This is a genomic window from Citrobacter cronae (assembly GCF_016893685.1).
In the GTDB taxonomy this organism is placed as follows: Bacteria; Pseudomonadota; Gammaproteobacteria; order Enterobacterales; family Enterobacteriaceae; genus Citrobacter; species Citrobacter werkmanii.
Window position 1 is genome coordinate 4,398,780 of record NZ_CP069763.1, and the last position, 21,808, is coordinate 4,420,587.

The 21,808-nt window shown below is 51.7% G+C and carries 18 protein-coding genes; 3 read left to right on the forward strand and 15 right to left on the reverse strand.

The window, feature by feature from the left end; translation table 11 throughout:
• From gmd to JSN25_RS19275, 10 genes are all read right to left on the reverse strand, one after another.
• Positions 1-1,122 carry a GDP-mannose 4,6-dehydratase gene (gene gmd / locus JSN25_RS19230; protein WP_038641779.1) on the reverse strand — a complete coding sequence of 374 codons (1,122 nt, stop codon included), beginning with the start codon at positions 1,120-1,122 and terminating at the stop codon, positions 1-3.
• Between the two features lie 24 nt (positions 1,123-1,146).
• The gene (wcaF, locus tag JSN25_RS19235) at positions 1,147-1,701 is read right to left on the reverse strand and encodes a colanic acid biosynthesis acetyltransferase WcaF (protein ID WP_204525260.1); all 555 of its coding nucleotides are present in this window, start codon (positions 1,699-1,701) and stop codon (positions 1,147-1,149) included.
• A gap of 9 nt (positions 1,702-1,710) precedes the next feature.
• Positions 1,711-2,457 carry a colanic acid biosynthesis glycosyltransferase WcaE gene (wcaE, locus tag JSN25_RS19240; protein WP_087855957.1) on the reverse strand — a complete coding sequence of 249 codons (747 nt, stop codon included), beginning with the start codon at positions 2,455-2,457 and terminating at the stop codon, positions 1,711-1,713.
• A gap of 5 nt (positions 2,458-2,462) precedes the next feature.
• Complete coding sequence (gene wcaD / locus JSN25_RS19245; RefSeq protein WP_204525261.1) at positions 2,463-3,680, reverse strand: colanic acid polymerase WcaD; 1,218 nt, start codon at positions 3,678-3,680, stop codon at positions 2,463-2,465.
• Positions 3,655-4,872 carry a colanic acid biosynthesis glycosyltransferase WcaC gene (gene wcaC / locus JSN25_RS19250; protein ID WP_204525262.1) on the reverse strand — a complete coding sequence of 406 codons (1,218 nt, stop codon included), beginning with the start codon at positions 4,870-4,872 and terminating at the stop codon, positions 3,655-3,657. Before wcaC ends, wcaD begins: the two co-directional genes overlap by 26 nt.
• Positions 4,869-5,357 (reverse strand): colanic acid biosynthesis acetyltransferase WcaB, encoded by a 489-nt coding sequence (wcaB, locus tag JSN25_RS19255; RefSeq protein WP_038641791.1) that lies wholly within the window; start codon positions 5,355-5,357, stop codon positions 4,869-4,871. Before wcaB ends, wcaC begins: the two co-directional genes overlap by 4 nt.
• Positions 5,358-5,359: 2 nt before the next feature.
• Positions 5,360-6,202, reverse strand: coding sequence for a colanic acid biosynthesis glycosyltransferase WcaA (gene wcaA / locus JSN25_RS19260; RefSeq protein WP_069323489.1), 843 nt, complete (start codon positions 6,200-6,202; stop codon positions 5,360-5,362).
• Positions 6,203-6,279: 77 nt separating this feature from the next.
• Positions 6,280-8,442 carry a tyrosine-protein kinase Wzc gene (wzc, locus tag JSN25_RS19265; protein ID WP_087855953.1) on the reverse strand — a complete coding sequence of 721 codons (2,163 nt, stop codon included), beginning with the start codon at positions 8,440-8,442 and terminating at the stop codon, positions 6,280-6,282.
• Positions 8,439-8,888: a low molecular weight protein-tyrosine-phosphatase Wzb gene (wzb, locus tag JSN25_RS19270; RefSeq protein ID WP_038641798.1), complete on the reverse strand. Its 450-nt coding sequence runs from the start codon at positions 8,886-8,888 to the stop codon at positions 8,439-8,441. Before wzb ends, wzc begins: the two co-directional genes overlap by 4 nt.
• 5 nt (positions 8,889-8,893) lie before the next feature.
• Complete coding sequence (locus JSN25_RS19275) at positions 8,894-10,033, reverse strand: polysaccharide export protein (RefSeq protein ID WP_038641800.1); 1,140 nt, start codon at positions 10,031-10,033, stop codon at positions 8,894-8,896.
• Between the two features lie 655 nt (positions 10,034-10,688).
• Between JSN25_RS19275 and JSN25_RS19280 the strand changes: the two genes are divergently transcribed.
• The gene (locus JSN25_RS19280) at positions 10,689-12,272 is read left to right on the forward strand and encodes a TerC family protein (RefSeq protein WP_069323487.1); all 1,584 of its coding nucleotides are present in this window, start codon (positions 10,689-10,691) and stop codon (positions 12,270-12,272) included.
• Positions 12,273-12,316: 44 nt separating this feature from the next.
• Here JSN25_RS19280 and asmA read toward each other — a convergent pair whose 3' ends face one another.
• From asmA to udk, 3 genes are all read right to left on the reverse strand, one after another.
• The gene (asmA, locus tag JSN25_RS19285; RefSeq protein WP_204525263.1) at positions 12,317-14,170 is read right to left on the reverse strand and encodes an outer membrane assembly protein AsmA; all 1,854 of its coding nucleotides are present in this window, start codon (positions 14,168-14,170) and stop codon (positions 12,317-12,319) included.
• 25 nt (positions 14,171-14,195) lie between these two features.
• Positions 14,196-14,777, reverse strand: a complete 582-nt coding sequence (dcd, locus tag JSN25_RS19290) for a dCTP deaminase (protein WP_003834269.1) — start codon at positions 14,775-14,777, stop codon at positions 14,196-14,198.
• 91 nt (positions 14,778-14,868) lie between these two features.
• Positions 14,869-15,510, reverse strand: coding sequence for a uridine kinase (udk, locus tag JSN25_RS19295; protein WP_003036776.1), 642 nt, complete (start codon positions 15,508-15,510; stop codon positions 14,869-14,871).
• A 316-nt stretch (positions 15,511-15,826) separates the two neighbouring features.
• Here udk and JSN25_RS19300 point away from each other — a divergent pair, with 316 nt between their 5' ends.
• Positions 15,827-19,156, forward strand: coding sequence for a diguanylate cyclase (locus JSN25_RS19300; protein WP_087855951.1), 3,330 nt, complete (start codon positions 15,827-15,829; stop codon positions 19,154-19,156).
• Here the strand turns inward: JSN25_RS19300 and alkA are convergent.
• Positions 19,124-19,993, reverse strand: a complete 870-nt coding sequence (gene alkA / locus JSN25_RS19305; protein ID WP_087855950.1) for a DNA-3-methyladenine glycosylase 2 — start codon at positions 19,991-19,993, stop codon at positions 19,124-19,126. The two genes, JSN25_RS19300 and alkA, sit on opposite strands and share 33 nt — an antisense overlap.
• A gap of 136 nt (positions 19,994-20,129) precedes the next feature.
• On the opposite strand from alkA, the gene yegD reads away from it, so the two are divergent.
• The gene (yegD, locus tag JSN25_RS19310; protein WP_204525264.1) at positions 20,130-21,482 is read left to right on the forward strand and encodes a molecular chaperone; all 1,353 of its coding nucleotides are present in this window, start codon (positions 20,130-20,132) and stop codon (positions 21,480-21,482) included.
• 99 nt (positions 21,483-21,581) lie between these two features.
• Here yegD and JSN25_RS19315 read toward each other — a convergent pair whose 3' ends face one another.
• On the reverse strand, positions 21,582-21,641 hold the full coding sequence (locus JSN25_RS19315) for a type I toxin-antitoxin system Ibs family toxin (RefSeq protein WP_106672390.1): 60 nt from the start codon (positions 21,639-21,641) through the stop codon (positions 21,582-21,584).
• Between the last annotated feature and the right edge of the window lie 167 nt (positions 21,642-21,808).

Genomic DNA, 21,808 nt, shown 5'->3' on the forward strand with positions numbered 1-21,808 from the left:
TCAGTACTCCAGCGCGATGGCAACCTCGTAACCGTGCGACTTCAGCAGGGAATGTTTCTTCGCTGCTTCAAGGTCGTTAGCGACCATTTCAGAGATCATCTGGCGCAGCGTAATTTCCGGTTTCCAGCCGAGTTTTTCATGTGCTCTGGCCGGGTCGCCCAATAGCGTTTCTACTTCTGCCGGACGGAAATAGCGCGGATCGACGGCGATTATCACGTCCCCAGGTTTCACGCCTGGCGCATCGTGTCCGGTCACGGAAACCACAATGCCTTTTTCATTCACGCCTTCACCTTCAAAACGCAGTTTGATACCCAGTTGCGCCGCCGCCATTTCTACAAACTGACGCACGGAATATTGCACGCCGGTGGCAATGACGAAATCTTCCGGCTGATCCTGCTGCAGCATCATCCACTGCATCCTGACGTAATCTTTGGCATGCCCCCAGTCACGCAGCGAATCCATGTTGCCCAGGTACAGGCACGACTCCAGACCCTGAGCGATGTTGGCAATGGCGCGGGTGATTTTACGGGTGACGAAAGTTTCACCACGGCGTGGAGATTCGTGGTTAAACAGGATGCCGTTACAGGCATACATACCGTAGGATTCGCGGTAGTTAACGGTAATCCAGTAGGCGTAGAGCTTAGCCACCGCATAGGGCGAACGCGGGTAAAACGGCGTGGTCTCTTTCTGCGGAATTTCCTGTACCAGGCCGTAGAGTTCTGAGGTGGAGGCCTGATAGAAACGGGTCTTCTTTTCCAGACCAAGGAAGCGGATAGCCTCCAGCAAACGCAACGTACCTATTGCATCGACGTCCGCGGTGTATTCCGGTGAGTCAAACGACACCGCGACATGACTCATGGCGCCCAGGTTATAGACCTCATCCGGTTGGACCTCTTTTAAAATACGGGTCAGGTTGGATGAATCCGTTAAATCGCCATAGTGCAGATGGAATTTGGGGTTGCTTGAATGTGGATCCTGGTAGATATGGTCCACACGTTCGGTGTTGAATGATGAAGCGCGACGCTTAATGCCGTGCACTTCATACCCTTTTTCCAGCAGGAATTCTGCCAGGTAAGAACCATCCTGCCCGGTTACGCCAGTGATGAGAGCGACTTTTGACATGTTATTACCTCTTAAATGATCCCCTCAGGGAGTAACTTTCTCGACGCGTTCGCGCGTGACTACTGCGGGGTTTCCCCGACAAACGACATTTGCTGGCAGCGATTTAAATACGCTGCTGCGTGCTCCAACGACGGTGCCATCGCCAATCGTCACGCCAGGCGCGACAAAGACATCTGTCGCCAGCCAGCATTTATCGCCAACCACAATCGGTGTGGCGTTAATATCAAAATGTTGGCTGGCGTAATCATGACTTCCGGTACATAAATAACTTTTTTGCGAAATAACCGCGTGTGCGCCAATCGTAATATTACCCAACGTATATAAAACCGCGTCATCACCCACCCAGGCATAATCTCCCAGGGTTAATTTCCACGGATAAGTAATTTTTACTGAAGGTCGAATAACTACGTTTTTTCCTATTTTCGCACCGAACATGCGTAATAAAAACGCACGCCAGCGATACATTACCTGGGGTGACCAGCGAAACAGTGTCGCCTGTACCGCCCACCATAATTGCACTTTAATGACACCGCTACCGCGAAAACCTTTCGGCACGCTGAAGCCGCTTAAATCCTGCATAATGTGCCCTTACGTTTTGCCATATAAAGTTTTTGTTTTACCGGTTGTACGCAGCCGTAAATATTCAGAAACCCCAGTCAAAAAACCTGGCATATGTAATATCTGCCGCTGAACTTTTTTTGCATCGCGGCATAATTCCAGATTATTCGTCGTTGACACTCCGCCCATCGAAAACTCCGACACCAGCCCGTCCAGTTTTTTGAAAGCGTAACCAGATTTATATAGTCTGGCAGCCAGCGCGTAATCGGACGATATTTTATATTGCAAATCATAGCGCCAGACATTCAGTCCTGAGAGCGGAAAAAAGATGGCCTGATGGCTGGCAGGCAGGCTGTGATAAATATACCAACCCGGCTTTGCCCGGCGCTTAATTTTGTTGCCATTGCCAAAATCCAGCAACGCGTCGCCGATAACCATGGCTTTATCACTCTGCGTTTTTAACTGGCGGATGAACTGAGCCGCATCGGCATGCAGAATATCCCCGGAATTGAGGAACAGCGCAAAGCGCCCGCGCGCCATCGCAATGCCTTTGTTCATCGCATCATAAATGCCGTTATCCGGTTCACTGACAAACCGTAACCGGTGCTCTCCACCGAGACCTTCAAGAAACGCCGACGTACCGTCAGAGGAGCCACCATCAACAACAATCCACTCAAAACTGATATCGCCTGCCTGCGCCAGGTGTGCCAGCGAGGCGTGAGTTTTGACGATCCCTTCCAGATTGCGAAAGGCGACGGTAATAATACTAAGCAGCATGTGATTTACCTCGCGATATTCAGCGCCTTGCGCAAAATAAACGGACACACAATTAAGAAAGCGTATTCCGGACTAAATACTGACCCTGTAAAAAACATCGACAACGGCGTAAAAAGATATAGCTGCACCCGATAATTCTGATTATCGCCAAAAGCAGTGAACATCATCTTCATGACTTTCCCCATATACCACAGGGTTAATATCACGGCGAACCACGAAAAATTAATAATCAGCAGATACAAACCATTGTCTATCGTTTTACCCACATCCGCACCGTTAAAAATTCCGAATGACGCGACATATTCATAAAGCGAACCGAATCTTACGACGCCATCAACATGCATTAACGAATAACCGACCATCACTAGCGGTCCCACGATTCGATAATACGATGACGACCCCTCGGTGCCTAAATCCCCAAGGCGCGTTGCGATGTACGGAAACGCAAATATCACACCGACTAAAAACACGCTTAATGAGATTATCGCCAGCGGCAACTTCTTTTTTATCGCATCCTTATTCAGGTACTGAAACGCCCACTCCAGGAGATAAAACAAAATAAACGTCATCACCCCGGAAAACGACCCTGATAATATTATCCCTGCCAGAATCATAGCATCGGACTTAGGCGTTTTGATACCAAACTGTTTGATACTGAGCCAAATTGAGATTAACGCCAGAGCGAAGAATGCCGGTTCGAAATAAAGCGCAGTGGTGCGTTTTCCGCCAAACTTAATAAAGTTCAGAACATAGCTGTTACTGTAAATAAGATATTTCGAAATAACTTCCATTAAACTGCTGCCGCCGCTGAGAATGATCTGCGCCATTTCAACTGCCGCTAACCCTACCACCAGCCCGACAACCAGCCAGAAAAAGCGCAGGATCTTAATATAGTTATGCGGCGAAATGGTTTTGAAGCGAATACTCCACACCATGCCAATAATCACCACGGTATAGACAAACAGCATCGCGGACGTGACGTACTTACTGGCATTCAGCGATTGACCGAACAGGTAGTTAAACGCCGTCAACCCTCCCCCCACGCCCAGCGCAATCATTAATTTTTTAATATTGATGCGCTCGACAAACAGCAACAGCAGAACGGGCAAGAATGTGACAATCGTTATCGGGAAGCTCTCGCCAAGCTGGGCAAGTTTGACGTTAACCAGCAGATAAAGCAGCGGTAGCAGCAGATAGCTACAGATTCTGATAGAACGAGACATATTCCTCCAGCATCTGTTGTCCACTGTATGCCACCCGGCTGCGCTGGCTGAACGCGGCAAGCGACGTGTCGAATACCGCCTGCGCAATGTCTGATTTTTTCAGTTGTACCAGCCGCAATACATCCGCTTCACTGAACGTTTTACCGCCCGCTTTCGCCAGTACCTCTTGTGCCGCCTCGCTGTGCGTAGCAATCACCGGTACCCCGATGGAAAGCGCTTCGCACAGAATCAGCGGGTAATTATCAACGCGGGAGCTGAACACCAGTCCATCCATCTCGTTAAGCGCGCTCATCAACGTTCGCTTATCGCTTTCGAAGCCATGATTGATGACGTTATCGCCAGCAAAGGGAGAAAATTTGCCGAAGGTATGCAGCTCAATTTTTTCCCCGAGCGCCATCATCTCCTGCACCAGGCGCTGATTGGTTTTACCGTCATAGCGCAGGTCATGAGCCACCACCGCGATTTTCGGTCTGCCGTGTGTTTCATGTCTGGCGGGCAGTTCGGCAAGAATGGCTTCGGTTGCCACATCAATACCGTTGTTAATAATGCGGCAGCGCCCCATGCCATACAGACTGTTGAACGCGTCGGCCACATGCTGGCTGGGAGAGATAAACTGGCAGCCAAGCGCTAACATGTCGCGAAACCTCTGCCGCTTAGCGGGCACCTGCTGATGGGCTTTGTCGATTTTTACCGGCGGATAATTGCTTAACGTCGGGCATTTCTGGCAGCCGGTTTTCCAGCTTTCACACCCGTCTGTGAAAGCGCAACGCCCGGTCACGCTCCAGTGATCGTGCAGCGTCCAGACAAAAGTGATGTCCGGTTTATGCGCCTTCACCTTTTCGCAAAAGGTCACGACCTCTTCCAGGTTCAACCAGTAACTGTGCAGCACATGAAAATGCAGTACCAGCGGGCCGGATGTGCGGGTCACCGTACGATATAAACTGTTAAGATTGCCAAACAGGTCGCGGTTAGCGAAACGAAATAGCGCAATATTCGCCGCCGACGTTCGGCGCGGCGTATGTTTGATAACATGCGGATAATTACCGTGGCTGGCGCTTTTCTTGCCGCCTTTGCCATAGCCGTACACAAAGCGTGACGTCAACCCTTTCGCCAGCGCGCGAAGATGCAGATCTAACGCCACACCTGCCGCTCCACCTTCTGCGAGTCGCACATTAAATTGTAAGATATTCATTTTGTTACCTTCACTCGTGCTTTCTCGCCCACCACCAGCGTGTTGTCAGGGATGCTATCCACTACCACGCTCCCGGCGCCAATGGTCACGTTATCGCCAATAGCGACATCGCCGAGCACAGTGACGTTGGCCCCCAGTTCGACACCGTTACCGATGACCGGACAGGACAAATCTTTGCCGCCAGGATTGCCAATGGTGACACCGTGGCGCAGGGTTAAATCGTCCCCTGCCACCACGTGTTTATTGATCACTACGCCATAACCATGATGGATAGTGAAACGACGACCGATAGATGCAGCGGCCTGAATTTCATAACCAAACAGGCATTCAGTGATCAGGCGATACAACACCAGCACCGGCGCAGCCCACAGGTTGTTCAAGATATTTTTTTTACGCCAGACGGAGCAAAAATGGGCAATCCGATAGGCCACTACCATACAGCAGGGGCGCAGACTCCAGCCGTTCGCACGTAAATCTTCCAGCATACTTAGCGTCCTCGCAGTCCGTCGGCCAGACGCTTACTGTTGCGAATGGAAAGCAACGTCAGCAGCGTGCGCCAGTTCATTCGTTTATTGCGGATCTGATAGAGCGTAAACAGCTGATATTTCTTACTCGCCCGGTCAAATTTACCTTTGTGCTTACGATAGAACTGAAAGTAGCCGGAGAATTTATGCGGTGACGAGGTAATGCGCATCTCACCGTGGTTCACATGCAGGATCTGCGTCGCCTCTTTGACCTTCCACGGTTTGCCGTACGCCACCACCATCCTGAGAAAAATGTCGTAATCCTGCGCGGCTTTCAGTGTGGTATCGAACAGGCATGCTTTAAAACGCCATGCCCACGTAAACACCTGATTACCAATAATATTGCGCTTGTAAAACTTGCGTCGGGAGTAAACTGACTTCGGATAGAGCGGCAGACTGGCCGGTTGCGAATACACTTCGCCTTCACAAACATAATCATTGGCATACAGAAACGCGTGCGTAACCAGTTGATGACGATGCTGCAGAAACACGCTCAGGCGATTCGGCGTCCATTCATCATCATCATCAATACCCGTAATATATTGCCCATTAGCCTGCATGATGGCCTGATTGCGTACCGCGCAGGCCCCAGAGTTCGTCGCGTTATGCGTATAGCACACGCGTGGGTCGTTCAGTTCCTCAACGAACTGCTGTAGTTGCTCATACGAGGAAGAACAGTCATCCACGATGATCATCTCCCAGTGAGGATAGTCCTGGCGCAACACCGATTTAATCGCCCGAATGGCCAGCTGTTGGCGATTCCAGGTTGGCATATAAATTGAAATGAGTGGGTTTTCTGTCGTCATTTTCGTTTCCCAAATAAAGTTGCCTGATGGCGCTACGCTTATCAGGCCTACATTCGATATGCGTTGCTGTTCGTTATCTATTTCGAATCCGACGTGTACTCGTATTCGTAGTAACCGTAATCCTGATAGCCACTGGCACGGCGGAAGATCGAGTTCAGGATCACCCCTTTAACCTGAATACCATTTTGCTCAAACCGACTCAGGCTGGTTTCCACCTCTTTCAGCGTATTGACCGCATAACGCGCCACCATCAGCGTGGTGCCGACATGGCGGCCAACAATTGCCGCATCGGTCACCGCCAGTATTGGCGGGGTATCTATCAGGACCAGGTCATAGTGCTCGCTGGCCCACGTAATCAGTTCGCCAAAGCGTTCACTCATCAGAAGCTCAGATGGATTAGGGGGTATTTGTCCGCGAGGGATCAGATCAAAATTCGCAATGGAGGTCGGTTTCGCGCTGGAGGAGATATCCCCCTTACCGACGAGGATCTCAGACAGACCGTTGACGTTACTGGTACCCAGCAGTTCGTGGGTATAGCCTTTGCGCATGTCACAGTCGATCAACAGCACGCGCTTGTGGGTCTGGCTAATGACCGCCGCCAGGTTAGCGCAGACAAATGTTTTACCTATCGACGGGCTGACGCCGGTCAGCATCAACACGTTGTTGCGCGCCTGCATCATGGCGAAGTGCAGACTGGTACGCAGGCTACGGACCGCTTCTATGGCGAGATCCGTTGGATTCCCCACAGCCAGTAACTGGGTTTGTTTGTAACGCTTCACACCTTTAATGGTCTGAACGTTATCGCGCGCTTTTTGCCATTCTGAAAGCGGGATGCTGGCATAAACGCTGATGCCATGCTCTTCCAGCGCCTGCGGGCTTTCAATGCCGCGATTAAACAGGGAACGCAGCAATACGCCCACCACCGAAAGCATCAAACCAAGAATAATGCTACCGAGAATAATCAACGCCTTTTTCGGCTTCAGCACGCCTGGCTGGGCAATCGCAGGATCGACGATGCGCACATCTCCGACCGTACTCGCCTCGGTGATCTTCAGTTCCTGTTGCTTATTTAACAGCTGCATATAGACCTGCTGACCGGACTCCACATCGCGGGTCAGCCGGACAATTTCCTGCTGCGTTTTCGGCATTGCCGTAACACGCCCGTTCAGCTTGCTTTTCTCATCTTCCAGCGCCTGGCGTTTTTCCAGCAATGTGCGATACGCCGGGTGCGCTTTGGTGAATAACTTGGAGATTTCCGCTTCTTTAAAGGTCAGTTCGTTGAGCTGCGCATCGATATTTACCATGGAATCGAGCACCGCTTTAGCTTCCAGCGGTAAATCCACGGAGTCTTTATCCTGACGGAAGGCATTCAGCTTGTTTTCGGCAACGTCCAGCCGGTTACGCACCTCAGGCAACTGTTTTGCCAGAAACGCCAGACTTTTAGCGGCCTCTTCTGACTTACGCTCTACGTTTTGTTGCAGATAGTTGCGGGTAATACTGTCGAGGATCTGGCGGATTTGTTCGCGGTCTTCGCCGGTAAAAGTCAGGCTCAATACGCCAGTATCTTTGCCGGTTTCTGTCACCATCAGGTTATTTTGCAGGGTGTTAATCATGCCCAATGTGGAAAATTTGCTGACGGTAAATTGGCTCTCAGGGCTGGCATGAATCGCCTCAACCAGCATCGTCACGCCATCGTGATTCAACAGTTGCCCAACCTGACCGCGGGCGCTAAATCCCCCATCACTGACTAATTGATAACTTTTATCGTTCAACACGCTTAGCGTAAAAGTCTGTTCCTTCATCGCCTTTGGCAGCGTAAAGGTGGTGACATTAACGGTTTCATTCTGGCGCCCCATCAACCGATCCCAGCCTGCGCCAAAAATCGGAAATGTATCTTTCGTCACCGCGATATCCAGATTGAGATCGTCTACCGTTTTTCCCAGTACCAGCCGTGACTGAATGAGCTGAATTTCCGCTTCCGAAGCCGGCGGTTTATTCGACAACGCCGAGCCAATATCTTGCACCAGGGAATTCCCGGTATTTTGCTCAATTTGCACCAGCGCATCCGCACTGTAGATCGGCGTGGCAAACAGCGTGTAGACCGCCGCACATAACGCAAACGTCGCCGTAATACCAAGCACCCACCAGCGAGCTTCCACCACCGTTCCTACCAGACGACCAATATCTATTTCATCATTGCCCGTAACCGGCGCGGCAGACTGTTTTACTTTTTCTGTCATTGTTTTCCCTGCTCCGCGTTCAATGCCTGAGCCCACTGGCGGGCAGACCGTTCAAGTAATGCGTACACCGCGTCAAACGCATCCCGACTTTTACGGTATGGGTCGGGAATTTCACGTTCGCTGTCCCAGTGACCAAAAAGCATCACTTTGCCGCGCATCTCCGGCACCATTTCGCACAGGGCTGAAATATGGCGTTTTTCCATAGTCAGGATCAGGTCATACTCCCGGCACATGCGTCCTGAGATCTGGCGGGCACAATGATTTTCCAGTGACAGGTTGTGCGCCTGCGCGACGCTAATAGCACAGGGATCCGCACCTTTACCCACCAGCGCCCCGAGACCTGCAGAAGAGACCGTCAACGCCGGATGAAACTTCCTTAACAAGCGTTCTGCCGTCGGGGAACGGCAAATGTTCCCCACACAGACAACCAATATTTTGTTAAACATGACGATTACCAGTTGTGAAGGTCGCTGGCCGTGTCCGTCATATAGCGAACACCGCTAATGGTCGGCAGCAACTGATTGATCAAACGGTTCCAGCGGGCAACCGGCGCGGTCGTGACATACACCACATCGTAAGGCTGGAGTCGGAATGACGTCGCCATCACCAGCGAAGTCGCATCGGACATATCAAGCTGATAGATATTGGCGATCTTGCCGTTGTGCCCGCTTTCGCCTTTCAACGGACGAATAACGAAAATGCCGCTGGCGTTGGAGGTGGTCAGATCGATACCTTCCGCATTGCCAAGCGCTTCGGTGAGCGTCATACCGCTGAAGTCCATTTTGAGGGTGCTCTGCTTCTTCACTTCCCCCATCACGAAGACTTTCAAATCGTCATTACGCGGAACAAACAGAATGTCGCCAGGATAGAGCAGACGGTTCTGGCTCAGGTCGCCATTTTGCATCAGCGCTTGCAGTGAAATTCGTTGCTCCTGCCCTTTGTGAGTCAGTACAACATTGCGCCAGTCAGCCGCCTCGGTGAGACCACCTGCGGCGTTAATGGCATCAAGAATGGTAAGCGGTACGTTGGTGATGGCCTGCTGGCCAGATTTATTCACCTGCCCGGAGACATAAGCCTTCTGCGAGCGGAAAGCGGCGATATTAACGTCCACCTGCGGGTCAGCAATGTACTTCGCTAAGCGCCCGGTAATATCACTACGAATTTCTGCCAGCGTTTTTCCCACCACGCTGACTTTGCCAATGTAGGGGTAAAACATGGTGCCATCAGGCTGCACCCAGTTGCCGGTATCGCTTGAGCTACGATACTGCCCGGCCGGGGTTGTTAGTTCAGGATGATCCCAGACGGTCACATTCAGGACATCGCCTGGACCGACCCGATACTGATATCCTGCAATCTCCTGCTCCAGCGACATGTTAGGCTGTGCAACATTCGGACGAGGACGTAATTGCTCGACCAGTCGCGGGGTCAGTGGATAAACATTCACCATCCGATTGATATCAAAATCAGCGTCCTGCTGTTTAATCACATCTTTGCCCATCGTAGACATATTGCTGCCCGGAAGCACGGTACAACCGTTTATCAAGATTACCGATACCAGGACTGGTATCAATTTAAGTTTGGAGTTCATCATTGATTATTTATCACTTTGGCAGAGTAATTATCACGTGCGTTCTAAATAGTGGCTTCGCCTGTACACATTTACCTTGCCGTTAATTGAAAAGGAATTTAACTGGCATCAGTCCTAAAAATAATGGATTCATCTGCGGTCTCTTGACAGAATAATTTAGGCTTGTTTTCAGGTGACCAGACACGCTACCGCCCCTGGCTTCATTAGCTACCAATGCACTGATTAATTTAAATTTTTATCTTCTCCTTTATTTTCATCATATTCAGAACAGCAACGCATCGGGAATAACGTCACCGGTTAATGAGGAAATATTATCTTTTGATTATTACCGCAAGAATTGTTGCAGCTAAGTGAATAGCAGGCAAGATAACAAGCCTCCGTTCACTTGCTTTTAAGATTAATATTAAGCGTGGAATTTATATGTTTTTAGGATTTTATCGATATTGACAGCATGACTAAAAAAATACGCCACCTGCGATATTTCCTAAATATAATTGGCTAAAGAAATTTATTTCCTGTAGTTACATTACGGCTATTATCCCGCAGGCATCCTGATATAACCGCCAGAGAAATCCCTTTCCGGCATTGCATTTTCCGCCAGTTTTACCCATGATCGAATTGTGACAATTGTCATACAACTATGGGTATAGCATTTACTATGGAATGGATTGCCGATCCGTCAATCTGGGCCGGACTCGTCACGCTAATCGTGATCGAACTTGTTCTTGGCATTGATAATCTTGTTTTTATTGCCATCCTCGCGGAGAAACTCCCTCCTGCCCAGCGGGATAAGGCGCGTATTACCGGGCTCCTGCTGGCGATGGTCATGCGACTGCTGCTACTGGCATCAATATCCTGGCTGGTGACGCTGACAACGCCACTGTTCAGCATTCGCGGCCTCAGTTTCAGTGCGCGCGATCTGATTATGCTGTTTGGCGGTTTCTTCCTGTTGTTTAAAGCCACAATGGAGCTAAACGAACGGCTGGAAGGCAAAGACAGCGACAATCCCACCCAGCGTAAAGGCGCTAAGTTCTGGGGAGTGGTCGCGCAAATTGTGGTGCTTGACGCCATCTTCTCTCTGGATTCCGTCATTACCGCCGTCGGGATGGTCGATCACCTGGCGGTGATGATGGCGGCGGTGATTATCGCCATCAGCCTGATGATGCTCGCCAGTAAGTCGTTGACTCGCTTTGTCAACAGCCACCCAACCATCGTCATTCTGTGCCTAAGCTTCCTGCTGATGATTGGTTTCAGCCTGGTCGCCGAAGGGTTCGGTTTCCATATCCCGAAAGGTTACCTGTACGCCGCTATCGGCTTCTCGGTTATGATCGAAGCCTTGAACCAGTTGGCAATCTTTAACCGTCGTCGCTTCCTGTCAGCCAACCATACCTTGCGCCAGCGCACTGCCGAGGCGGTGATGAGGCTGCTGAGCGGTCAAAAAGAAGATGCCGAACTGGATGCCGAAACCGCTGCTATGCTGGCGGATCACCAGGAGGGTCAGATTTTTGCGCCCCAGGAACGGCGGATGATTGAGCGCGTACTGAATCTTAATCAGCGTACCGTCAGCAGCATCATGACCTCACGCCACGATATTGAACACGTCGATCTCAACGCACCCGAAGCAGAAATTCGCGCTTTACTGGAAAAAAATCAGCATACGCGCCTGGTTGTTACCGGGGAAGACGAGGAGGAAGAGCTGCTGGGCGTAGTACATGTCATCGATCTGCTGCAGCAGTCCCTGCGCGGCGAGGCGCTCGACTTACGCGTCCTGATTCGTCAGCCGCTGGTGTTCCCGGAAACCCTGCCGCTGCTTCCGGCGCTGGAGCAGTTCCGTAATGCCCGCACGCACTTCGCTTTTATTGCAGATGAATTTGGTTCTGTCGAAGGGATCGTAACGCTCAGTGACGTAATGGAAACCATCGCCGGTAATCTGCCAAATGAGGTAGAGGAGATTGATGCCCGCCATGATATCCAGAAAAATGCCGATGGTTCGTGGACAGCCAACGGTCACATGCCGCTGGAAGATCTGGTGCAGTATGTCCCTATTCCGTTAGATGAAAAACGTGAATATCACACCATTGCCGGGCTTTTGATGGAATATTTACAGCGTATTCCAAAAACCGGAGAGGAAGTTCAGGTTGGCGACTACCGACTAAAAACTCTGCAGGTAGAAAACCATCGCGTGCAAAAAGTCCAGTTGATACCGCTACACGGTGAAGAAGAGATGGATTACGAGGTGTAAATCACCCGCCGGATGGCGCATTAGCTGCCATCCGGCAATGTGAATCAGAGTTTATCCAGCAACTTTTTAACATCTTTACCGTTGCGGGAGTCTTTATTGCGATCGGCCCAATCGTTCAGACGACGTTTCGCTTCATCCTGCAGATGCTTACGCAGCAACTGATCGACCTGCAAGTTATAGTTCAGCGCCTGCCACTGGCCATAAACCCTGAGAGGAACCGGCGTGGCTTTCAGGAACTTAATCAGCTTGCTTTCGCCATCCCAACCGCCCAGCACGCGAATGTTAAACAGCGTGTCGCAATTCTGCTTCACCAGGTCTAACGTCCCCTTGCCAGTCAGCGCAAGCATCGCCGACTCACCGGCCATGTTATCCAGCGTAACCTCGCCGTTATCCAGCGTCATATCGGTGACAAAGCGATCCAGACGGGTGACGTTATCCAGATTTTGCTGTGATTTCACATCACCGCCGCTGCGTTCTACGGCTTGTTGTATCATCTGCTGGAAGTTCATCCCTTCCATTCGCGTATCGCTCATTTCGACATGAGCCTGGCCTTGCCAACTATGGCGAAACGCCTGGGCGTCAATATCCGAGCCGGAAAAATCTCCCGCCAGTGACAGCTTGCCGGTCAGCGCGATGGGGTAATTGAAGGCTTTGAGGATAGCGCCAATTTCTACGCCTTCCAGCCGCGGATGAAAGACTGCGCGCGGCGCATCTTTTCTGGCGTCCAACGTACCGGGAAGCGAAACACGTCCACCGTTACTTTTGCCATCCAACTGGGCGATATTCATTAAGCCGAACTGGTTATTTATTTTCGCCGAGACATTCTCAAACGCCATTTTACGCCACAATACTTTGTCAGCCTGTAACGTGATGTCTGCCGAAAATCCTTTGAGCCCCTGGTAAGAGACGGCATCAACCTGCGAAGCAATGACGGGGCGCGCCAGCGTCGACTGACTCTGCCCTTGCTGAACCTCACCGTTTGTCGCCGCCACGGCATCGCGTTGCACAATCAGATTGTCCAGATTGAGCTGACCAAATTTCAGGTCGACGAGCCATTCTGGTTTATCTAGCAGCGACACCTGGGCTTGCCCGGCGAGAGAGCTGTCGTTAGCGGTTAAATGAATCTGGCTAAACGCGAGCTGTTTTTTCTCTTCCAGCCACTGCGCCTGAAGCTGTCCCGCACCTTTAATGCCCTGCGACGGAAGATCGGCCCCCTGTAGCTGCCAGCTTAACTGCTCAATATTAGCGGACAAATTATGCGGGTAGTCGGAAGCATCGACGGTGCCGTTAAACGATAGCGCAAGGTCACGCTGATCGCGGTTCACACGCCCGGAGAAATCAAACGTACCGCGGTGCTGGCTATCCTGTTCCATCTCCAGACGAATATCGCGAACCGTTACCTGCTCGTCGTCTTCATGCTGGAATACCAGAACGCTGTCGGCGACGCGCAGACGGGCGATATCAAACGACCATCCTTTGTCTTCCGCCAGATCGGGCAACGTATTGTCTTTGGGGGCAACGGGCGCATCTTGTCCACGCACCGCCTCAGTTTGCGGGGTCAGTTGAATCACAGCCCCCTTGAGCATCACCTGCTTCACACTGAGCTGATGACTCAACAACGGCCACAACGCGACGTCGAGGCGCATATTGTCGGCACGAATCAGGGGTTCGCTGGCACCTTCAGCCGTCAACGCCATGCGCCCCGAGAGGATGCTCAACTGAGGCCATACGTGCCAACGTAAAGGACCATCCAACTGCAGCTGATATCCGCTACGCACAGCAACCTGCTTGACCATATACGCGCGGAAATCATTCGGATTCACCAACAGTACTAACGCAGAAAAACCGGCCACCAGCACGACCAGAAGGATCATCAGCGTTGTCAGAAATCGTCTCATGCTATCCCCAATGGACTGAAAACATTCAGTCTTTATCGATCCGGCTGGCAACGGCGCCCTGCTGATCGCGATACTTTGCATCCTGACGACGATTGTAAGGTCGCGCAGCCGGACCGGAAAGCGGTTCGAAACTCAACGCGCCAATTGGCATGCCAGGGCGCAGGGCCAGCGGTAATTTTCCGGAGTTGTAAAATTCCAGTACGATGCACCCTGACCAGCCCGGATCGATACGGTGTGCGGTAACGTGTACCATCAGTCCCAGACGCGCTAATGAAGAACGTCCATCTAACCAACCGACGAGATCGGAAGGCAACGTCACGGATTCGAACGTCACCGCCAGCGCAAGCTCCCCCGGATGCAGGAAAAATGCCTCGCCGTCCTTAAGGACGATTTCATCGCTCATCACGCGATCCAGGGCAGCGCTGACTTCATCTTTCGGTCCACTCAAATCGATATACGCCGCCGTATGACCGCGGAACGTACGGAATTTGTTACCAAGACGCACATCTACCGTGGCGCCATTGATTCGCTCGACAGGAGGGCGTGGAGTGATCGACAGGCGACCTTCATCCAACCAGGCTTCAATATCTCGGTCACATAAACGCATGGCACTTTCTCCTTTCGTGCTTCAACCCCTTAATGCCAGGCGCGTTAAGGGTGAGCCAGGTTATTACTGAACGGTACACAATTCGCTGAACTTATTCAAAGAACTGACTGATTTTAGCCTTCAGAATATCGATGGCGATGCGGTTTTTACCCCCGCGCGGCACGATGATGTCGGCGTATTGTTTTGAAGGCTCAATAAATTGCAGGAACATTGGACGTACGGTTTTTTGGTATTGCGCCATCACCGAATCCATGGAACGGCCACGCTCGTTCACGTCCCGTTTAATACGGCGCATCAGGCATATATCCAGCGGCGTATCAACAAAAATAGAGAAGTTCATCTCGTCACGCAAACGCGCGTCTGTCAGCAGCAGAATGCCTTCCAGGATGATCACTTTCTTGGGTTCGATATGAATAGTGTCTTGCGTGCGCGTATGTTCAACATAACTGTAAACGGGTAGTTCAATGGCACTTCCGCGTTTAAGCGTCTGCAGATGTTGAAACAGCAAGCTGTGATCCATCGCGTTCGGATGGTCGTAGTTGGTTTTTACACGTTCTTCCATCGACAGATGGCTTTGATCTTTGTAATAGCTGTCTTCGGGAATAACGCCAATATGTTCGTCACCGACTTGTTCACGTAATTCGCGGTAAAGCGTGCTGGCAATAAGACTCTTGCCGGAAGCCGATGCGCCGGCGATGCCGATAATGACGCACTGATGGGACTGATCAGTCATAAATTTAGCGACCTGATTAACCTGGATGTTAAGGAAGGGCGGCGTCGAAACGCCAAACGCGGCAATTATAGGGATTTCAGCGGCGCGATGCCAGTCCAGCCTGCGCCAATGCTTTCCTTGTCGCAAATTAAAATGATCAGTTTTAAAGCAGGTGCTAAATTTATCTATCAGCCTTAGGAATTAATAGCTTGAGAGTGTTAATTTATGCGCAGCTGGCGTATAAATTGTAAATTATTTGTACTAGCATAATCGCAGATTAAACAAGATGTATTCGGCATATCTCCCGGACGACATCGGCTATTTGGGTAGAGTGGTAATGAGTAAACAATCCCAACATGTTTTAGTTACCTTACCTCATCCTCTACTGCGCATGGCCAGTTTAGGTCTGGTGGCTTTTATTTTTACGCTATTCTCGCTGGAACTGTCACGTTTCGGCGCGCAGCTGGCGCCGCTTTGGTTCCCAACGTCAATCATGATGGTGGCTTTTTACCGTCATGCGGGAAAGATGTGGCCGGGAATTGCGCTGGCTTGTTCATTTGGTAATATCGGCGCGTCCTTACTCTTCTTCCCCGGTGAATCGCTTAGCTTCACCTATACGGCTATCAACATTATTGAGGCTGTCGTTGGCGCAATGCTATTGCGTAAACTGCTGCCCTGGTACAACCCCTTACAAAATCTCAATGACTGGGCGCGCCTGGCTTTTGGCAGCGCCGTGGTTCCTCCCGTGTTGGGCGGCTTGCTACTGTGGTTATTGCTGCCAAAGGAAACCTCGTTAAATACCTTTCTTATTTGGGTGCTGTCAGAATCCATCGGCGCGCTGGCGCTGGTGCCGTTAGGTTTGCTGTTTAAGCCCCATTATCTGCTCCGCCACCGCGACCCACGGTTACTGCTTGAAACCGTCATCACACTTCTGGTGACCTTGACGCTCAGTTGGCTGTCCATGATGTATCTTCCATGGCCTTTTACCTGCGTTATCGTCCTGTTGATGTGGAGCGCTGTTCGTCTGCCGCGAATGGAGGCATTTTTAATTTTCCTCAGCACCGTAATGATGGTCTCGATGATGTTGGCCGCCGACCCTTCGCTGCTCTACATCCCAAAACCCAACTTGACGACCAGCCTGCCTTGGCTGCCGTTTTTGATGATCCTGCTGCCGGCCAATATGATGACGATGGTGATGTACGCGTTTCGGGCCGAACGCAAACATATCTCTGAAAGCGAATCGCGCTTTCGCAATGCCATGGAATATTCCGCGATTGGTATGGCGCTGGTGGGAACCGAGGGGCAATGGCTCCAGGCGAATAAAGCGTTGTGCCAGTTTCTGGGCTACAGCCAGGATGAGCTACGTTCGCTAACCTTCCAGCAATTAACCTGGCCGGAAGATCTGAACAATGATCTCGAACAGTTGGATATGCTGGCACGCGGGGAAATCAACAGCTACTCCATGGAAAAACGCTATTACACGCGCTCCGGTGATGTCGTCTGGGCCTTGCTGGCCGTTTCATTGGTGCGTAATAGCGATAATACCCCACTCTACTTTATTGCGCAGGTTGAGGATATTAACGATCTGAAGCATACCGAGTGGATTAATAAACGGTTGATGGAGCGCATTACCCTCGCCAATGAAGCCGGGGGAATTGGCATCTGGGAATGGGAGCTGCAGCCTGACGTAATCAGTTGGGATAAGCGCATGTTTGATCTCTATGAAGTCCCTGCGCATATCAAACCCAGTTGGCAAGTCTGGTATGACTGCGTTGTGCCCGAAGATCGTGAACATGCTAAAAATGTCATTCGTGATTCGCTGGCCGCACGGGCCCCCTTTAAGCTCGAGTTTCGTATTGCGGTCAAAGATGGCGTGCGGCACATCCGCTCACTGGCAAACCGGGTACTGAATAAAGATGGTGAAGTTGAACGCTTCCTTGGCATCAATATGGATATGACCGAGGTGAAGCAGCTTAACGAAGCGTTGTATCAGGAAAAAGAACGTCTGCACATTACGCTGGATTCGATTGGCGAAGCAGTGATTTGTATTGATGTCGATATGAACGTGACCTTTATGAATCCGGTCGCAGAGAAGATGAGCGGCTGGCAGCAGGAAAGCGCCATCGGTATTCCCCTGCTGACGGTACTCCGTATTACTTTCGGCGACAACGGACCGCTGATGGAGAATATCTACAGCGCTGACATGTCGCGTACGGCCATCGAGCAGGAAGTCGTCCTGCATTGTCGCAACGGCAACAGTTATGACATTCAGTACAGCATCACCCCCCTCAGCACACTCGATGGCGGCAGCATTGGCTCGGTGCTGGTGATTCAGGATGTCACCGAGTCACGTAAAATGCTGCGCCAGCTTAGCTACAGCGCCTCGCATGACGATCTGACGCAGTTGGCAAACCGGGTCAGCTTCGAAAATCATCTAAAACAGTTACTGCATACGGTTCACGACACGCACCAACGTCATGCATTGGTTTTTATCGATCTCGATCGTTTTAAAGCCGTAAACGATAGCGCTGGTCACGCCGCAGGCGATGCCCTGCTACGCGAACTCTCTTCACTGATGCTCAGCATGCTGCGTTCCAGCGATATGCTGGCGCGCCTTGGCGGTGACGAGTTTGGTCTGTTGCTGCCAGATTGTAATATCGAAAGCGCCCGCTTTATCTCAGGTCGCATCATCAGCGCCATCAACGATTACCACTTCATGTGGGATGGACGCTTGCACCGTATTGGCGCCAGTGCGGGAATTACGCTAATTGATGAAAAAAACCATGTCGCGAGCGACGTCATGTCCCAGGCGGATATAGCCTGTTATGCGGCGAAGAACAGTGGACGTGGGCGAGTCTGCGTTTATGAACCCCAGCAAAGCGAGGCCCATGCGGCGCGAAGCCAACTGTCATTGGATGAACAAAGACACACCATTACGCACAATCCAATGTTAATCATCGCCAGGGGCGTGGCCTCCCCGCGTATACCAGAGACGTTTAGCTTCTGGCTGCTCTCACTACGCTTAGGGACAACTGAAGGGGAAATTATTGAAGAGCACGCTTTCCGTGCCGGGTTGGTCGATTCTACATTGAATCAGGCGCTTGACCGCCGGGTATTTACCGAGTTCTTCCAGAGCGCAGCCCCGGCTGTCGCCAGTAAGGGACTCAGCATTGCCCTGCCCCTTTCCGCCGCCGGATTGCTGAATACAGAACTTGTTGACGAACTGCTGGGGCAACTGCAAAGAAGTCCGTTACCACCACGACTGCTGCACCTGACCGTTCCGTCTAACGTGATAAAAACAAACCCAACGCAGGCTATATCCACACTACATCGACTGCGACAGTGCGGATGTCGAATTATTTTAAGTCATGTCGGTCGCGATTTAGATCTTTTTGACAACCTGAAGTATCACATGGTTGATTACCTTCTACTCGACAGCGAGCTAAGCGCCAGTGTCCACGGTAACTTGATTGACGAAATGTGGGTGTCCATTATCCAGGGCCATGCTCAGCGTCTGGACATTAAAACCATCGCTGGCCCGGTGCAGTTGCCGCTAATCATGGATGCGCTTTCTGGCATCGGGATTGATATGATTTATGGCGATATCATCGCCGACGCTCAACCGCTGGATCTGCTACTGAATACCAGTAATTTCGCCATCAACTGACGGCTGCCAGCCATCCGTATACCAGATATGTAATAACGCATAGGAGCGCCAGGGCTTCCAGCGCTCTGCATACCGCCGAATCTGGGCGGGCGTCATGCCGGCAAAACGTTGTTTAATCAGATAGTCATCCGGCAGAAAAACATCTTTCGCCTGCCAGCCGCGCAGCGCAAAGTAGTTGGCGGTCCAGCGCCCTATTCCGGGGAACGTTTGCAGATGTTTGACGCCTTGCTCGATATCGGCAGGCGCTTGTGTCGCAAGCGTTCCATCCAGCGTCGCGCGAGCCAGATAAATTAACGCTTCAGCGCGTTTGAGCGGCATCCCTAACGCTTTCAGGTGTAATGGATCGGCATCAGCGAGCGCTTCAGGGGTGGGAAAACACACATACTCTGGCGCATCCTCCAGCGTGTCCCCATAAGTATGCGCCACTTTCGCCGTCAGTTTCGCCGCCATAGCTACGCTGACTAACTGCCCTAAAATCGCCCGTACTCCTTGTTCAAACGCATCAACACTGCCCGGCAAACGCAGTCCCGGACGCGCTGCCCCAAGGCTTCCCAGCGCGCTGACGATTTGCTGCGGGCAACAGGTAAGATCGAATAAGCGCGTCATTTTAGCCAGACACTCTGCGGCAACCGGCTGTAGCCCCGGACTCAACGTCACGTGTAGTTGATGGGTGTGTAGATCCGGTATCACGCGCACCAGACCACGATGATTCCCGACGGTCAGGCTTCTGGCATAACGCAGATCCCCCACGGTTTCTACCCCTTCCACCGCACGGGCGGCCAGGAACCCCAGCATCCAGGGCCAGTCATAAGGCGGTTGCCAACTCAGCGTGAACATTGCGTTTTCCTTTTCAAGCAAACCTACAGCATAAACGGTATTCAAACGATACGCCTTGCTTTCATATTCCAGTTGTCGGGACGTCGACATTTCGTTAAAGTCACGCCCCTTCTTCACTGGCATGGGGATTTTTACGGTGTTTATTGGTTTTGACTACGGTACGGCAAACTGTTCAGTGGCCGTTATGCAAGACGGGCAGCCACACTTGCTCAAAATGGAAAACAACAGCACGCTTCTGCCCTCAATGCTGTGTGCGCCAACGCGCGAAGCTGTCAGCGAATGGCTGTATCGCCATCACGACGTCCCAACCACGGATGACGAAACGCAGGCGCTGCTGCGTCGTGCGATGCGCTATAACCGCGAAGAAGATATTGAAGTGAATGCCAACAGCGTGCAGTTCGGTCTGGCTTCACTGGGTCACTATATTGACGATCCGGAAGAGGTGTACTTCGTTAAATCACCAAAATCCTTTCTCGGCGCCAGCGGTCTGAAACCGCAGCAGGTTGCGCTGTTTGAGGATCTGGTCTGCGCCATGATGCTGCATATTCGTAATCAGGCACAAAGCCAGTTGCCGGAAGCCATCACCCAGGCCGTTATTGGTCGCCCAATCAACTTCCAGGGATTAGGCGGCGATGACGCCAATGCTCAAGCCCAGGGGATTCTTGAACGTGCGGCAAAACGCGCTGGTTTTCAGGATGTTGTTTTTCAATACGAACCGGTAGCGGCTGGCCTGGATTACGAAGCCACGCTGCAGGAAGAAAAACGCGTATTGGTCGTGGACATTGGCGGGGGGACGACCGACTGTTCATTGTTGCTGATGGGGCCGCAATGGCATCAACGCGGCGATCGCGAAAATAGCCTGCTGGGGCACAGCGGCTGCCGCGTAGGCGGGAACGATCTGGACATTGCGCTGGCATTTAAACACTTGATGCCGCTCCTCGGCATGGGTGGTGAAACGGAAAAAGGCATCGCCTTACCTATTCTGCCCTGGTGGAACGCGGTCGCGATTAACGATGTCCCCGCGCAAAGTGAGTTCTACAGTAGCGCCAACGGACGCTTACTGAACGATCTTGTGCGCGATGCCCGGGAAGCCGATAAAGTCGCCCTGTTGCTCAAAGTCTGGCGCGAGCGTCTGAGCTACCGCCTGGTACGCAGCGCAGAAGAGAGCAAAATCGCACTCTCCGACCAGAACATCGTTACGGCGGCGATACCGTTTATCAGTGAAACGCTGGCCACCGATATCAGCCAACACGGACTGCAAGCCGCGCTCAATCAGCCCCTGGTGCGCATTCTCGAGCAGGTTCAACTGGCGCTGGAAAACGCGCAGGAAAAACCGGACGTGATTTACCTGACCGGCGGCAGCGCGCGTTCGCCGTTGATCAAAAAAGCTCTCGCAGAGCAGCTTCCGGGGATCCCAATTGCCGGTGGCGATGATTTCGGTTCCGTCACCGCCGGACTGGCCCGCTGGGCTGAGGTTGTTTTCCGCTAAGCCGCTCGCATGCTGAAAAGGACGTGTATTGACATCACCTTAGCTGTAGCTTATTTTCAGGAGTGAGGGTTAGGGAAGGTTTCCCCTCCCCCTGGTGTCTTAGTAAGCCGGTAAGCTAATCACTAAGAGTATCACCAGTATGATGACGTACTTCATCATAACCCTTTCCTTATTTTGGCCCCTTCCTCAGGAGGGGCTTTCCCGTTCCAGCGTCCCGCTGAAATCTCTGGCTTACCTCCTTTTTGCCTTGAACGCACTCTAACGCACTATTTCTTGTTCGCCGTTTTTACCGCTTAATGTTGCGTAATACCTCGCAAAGCCGCGTC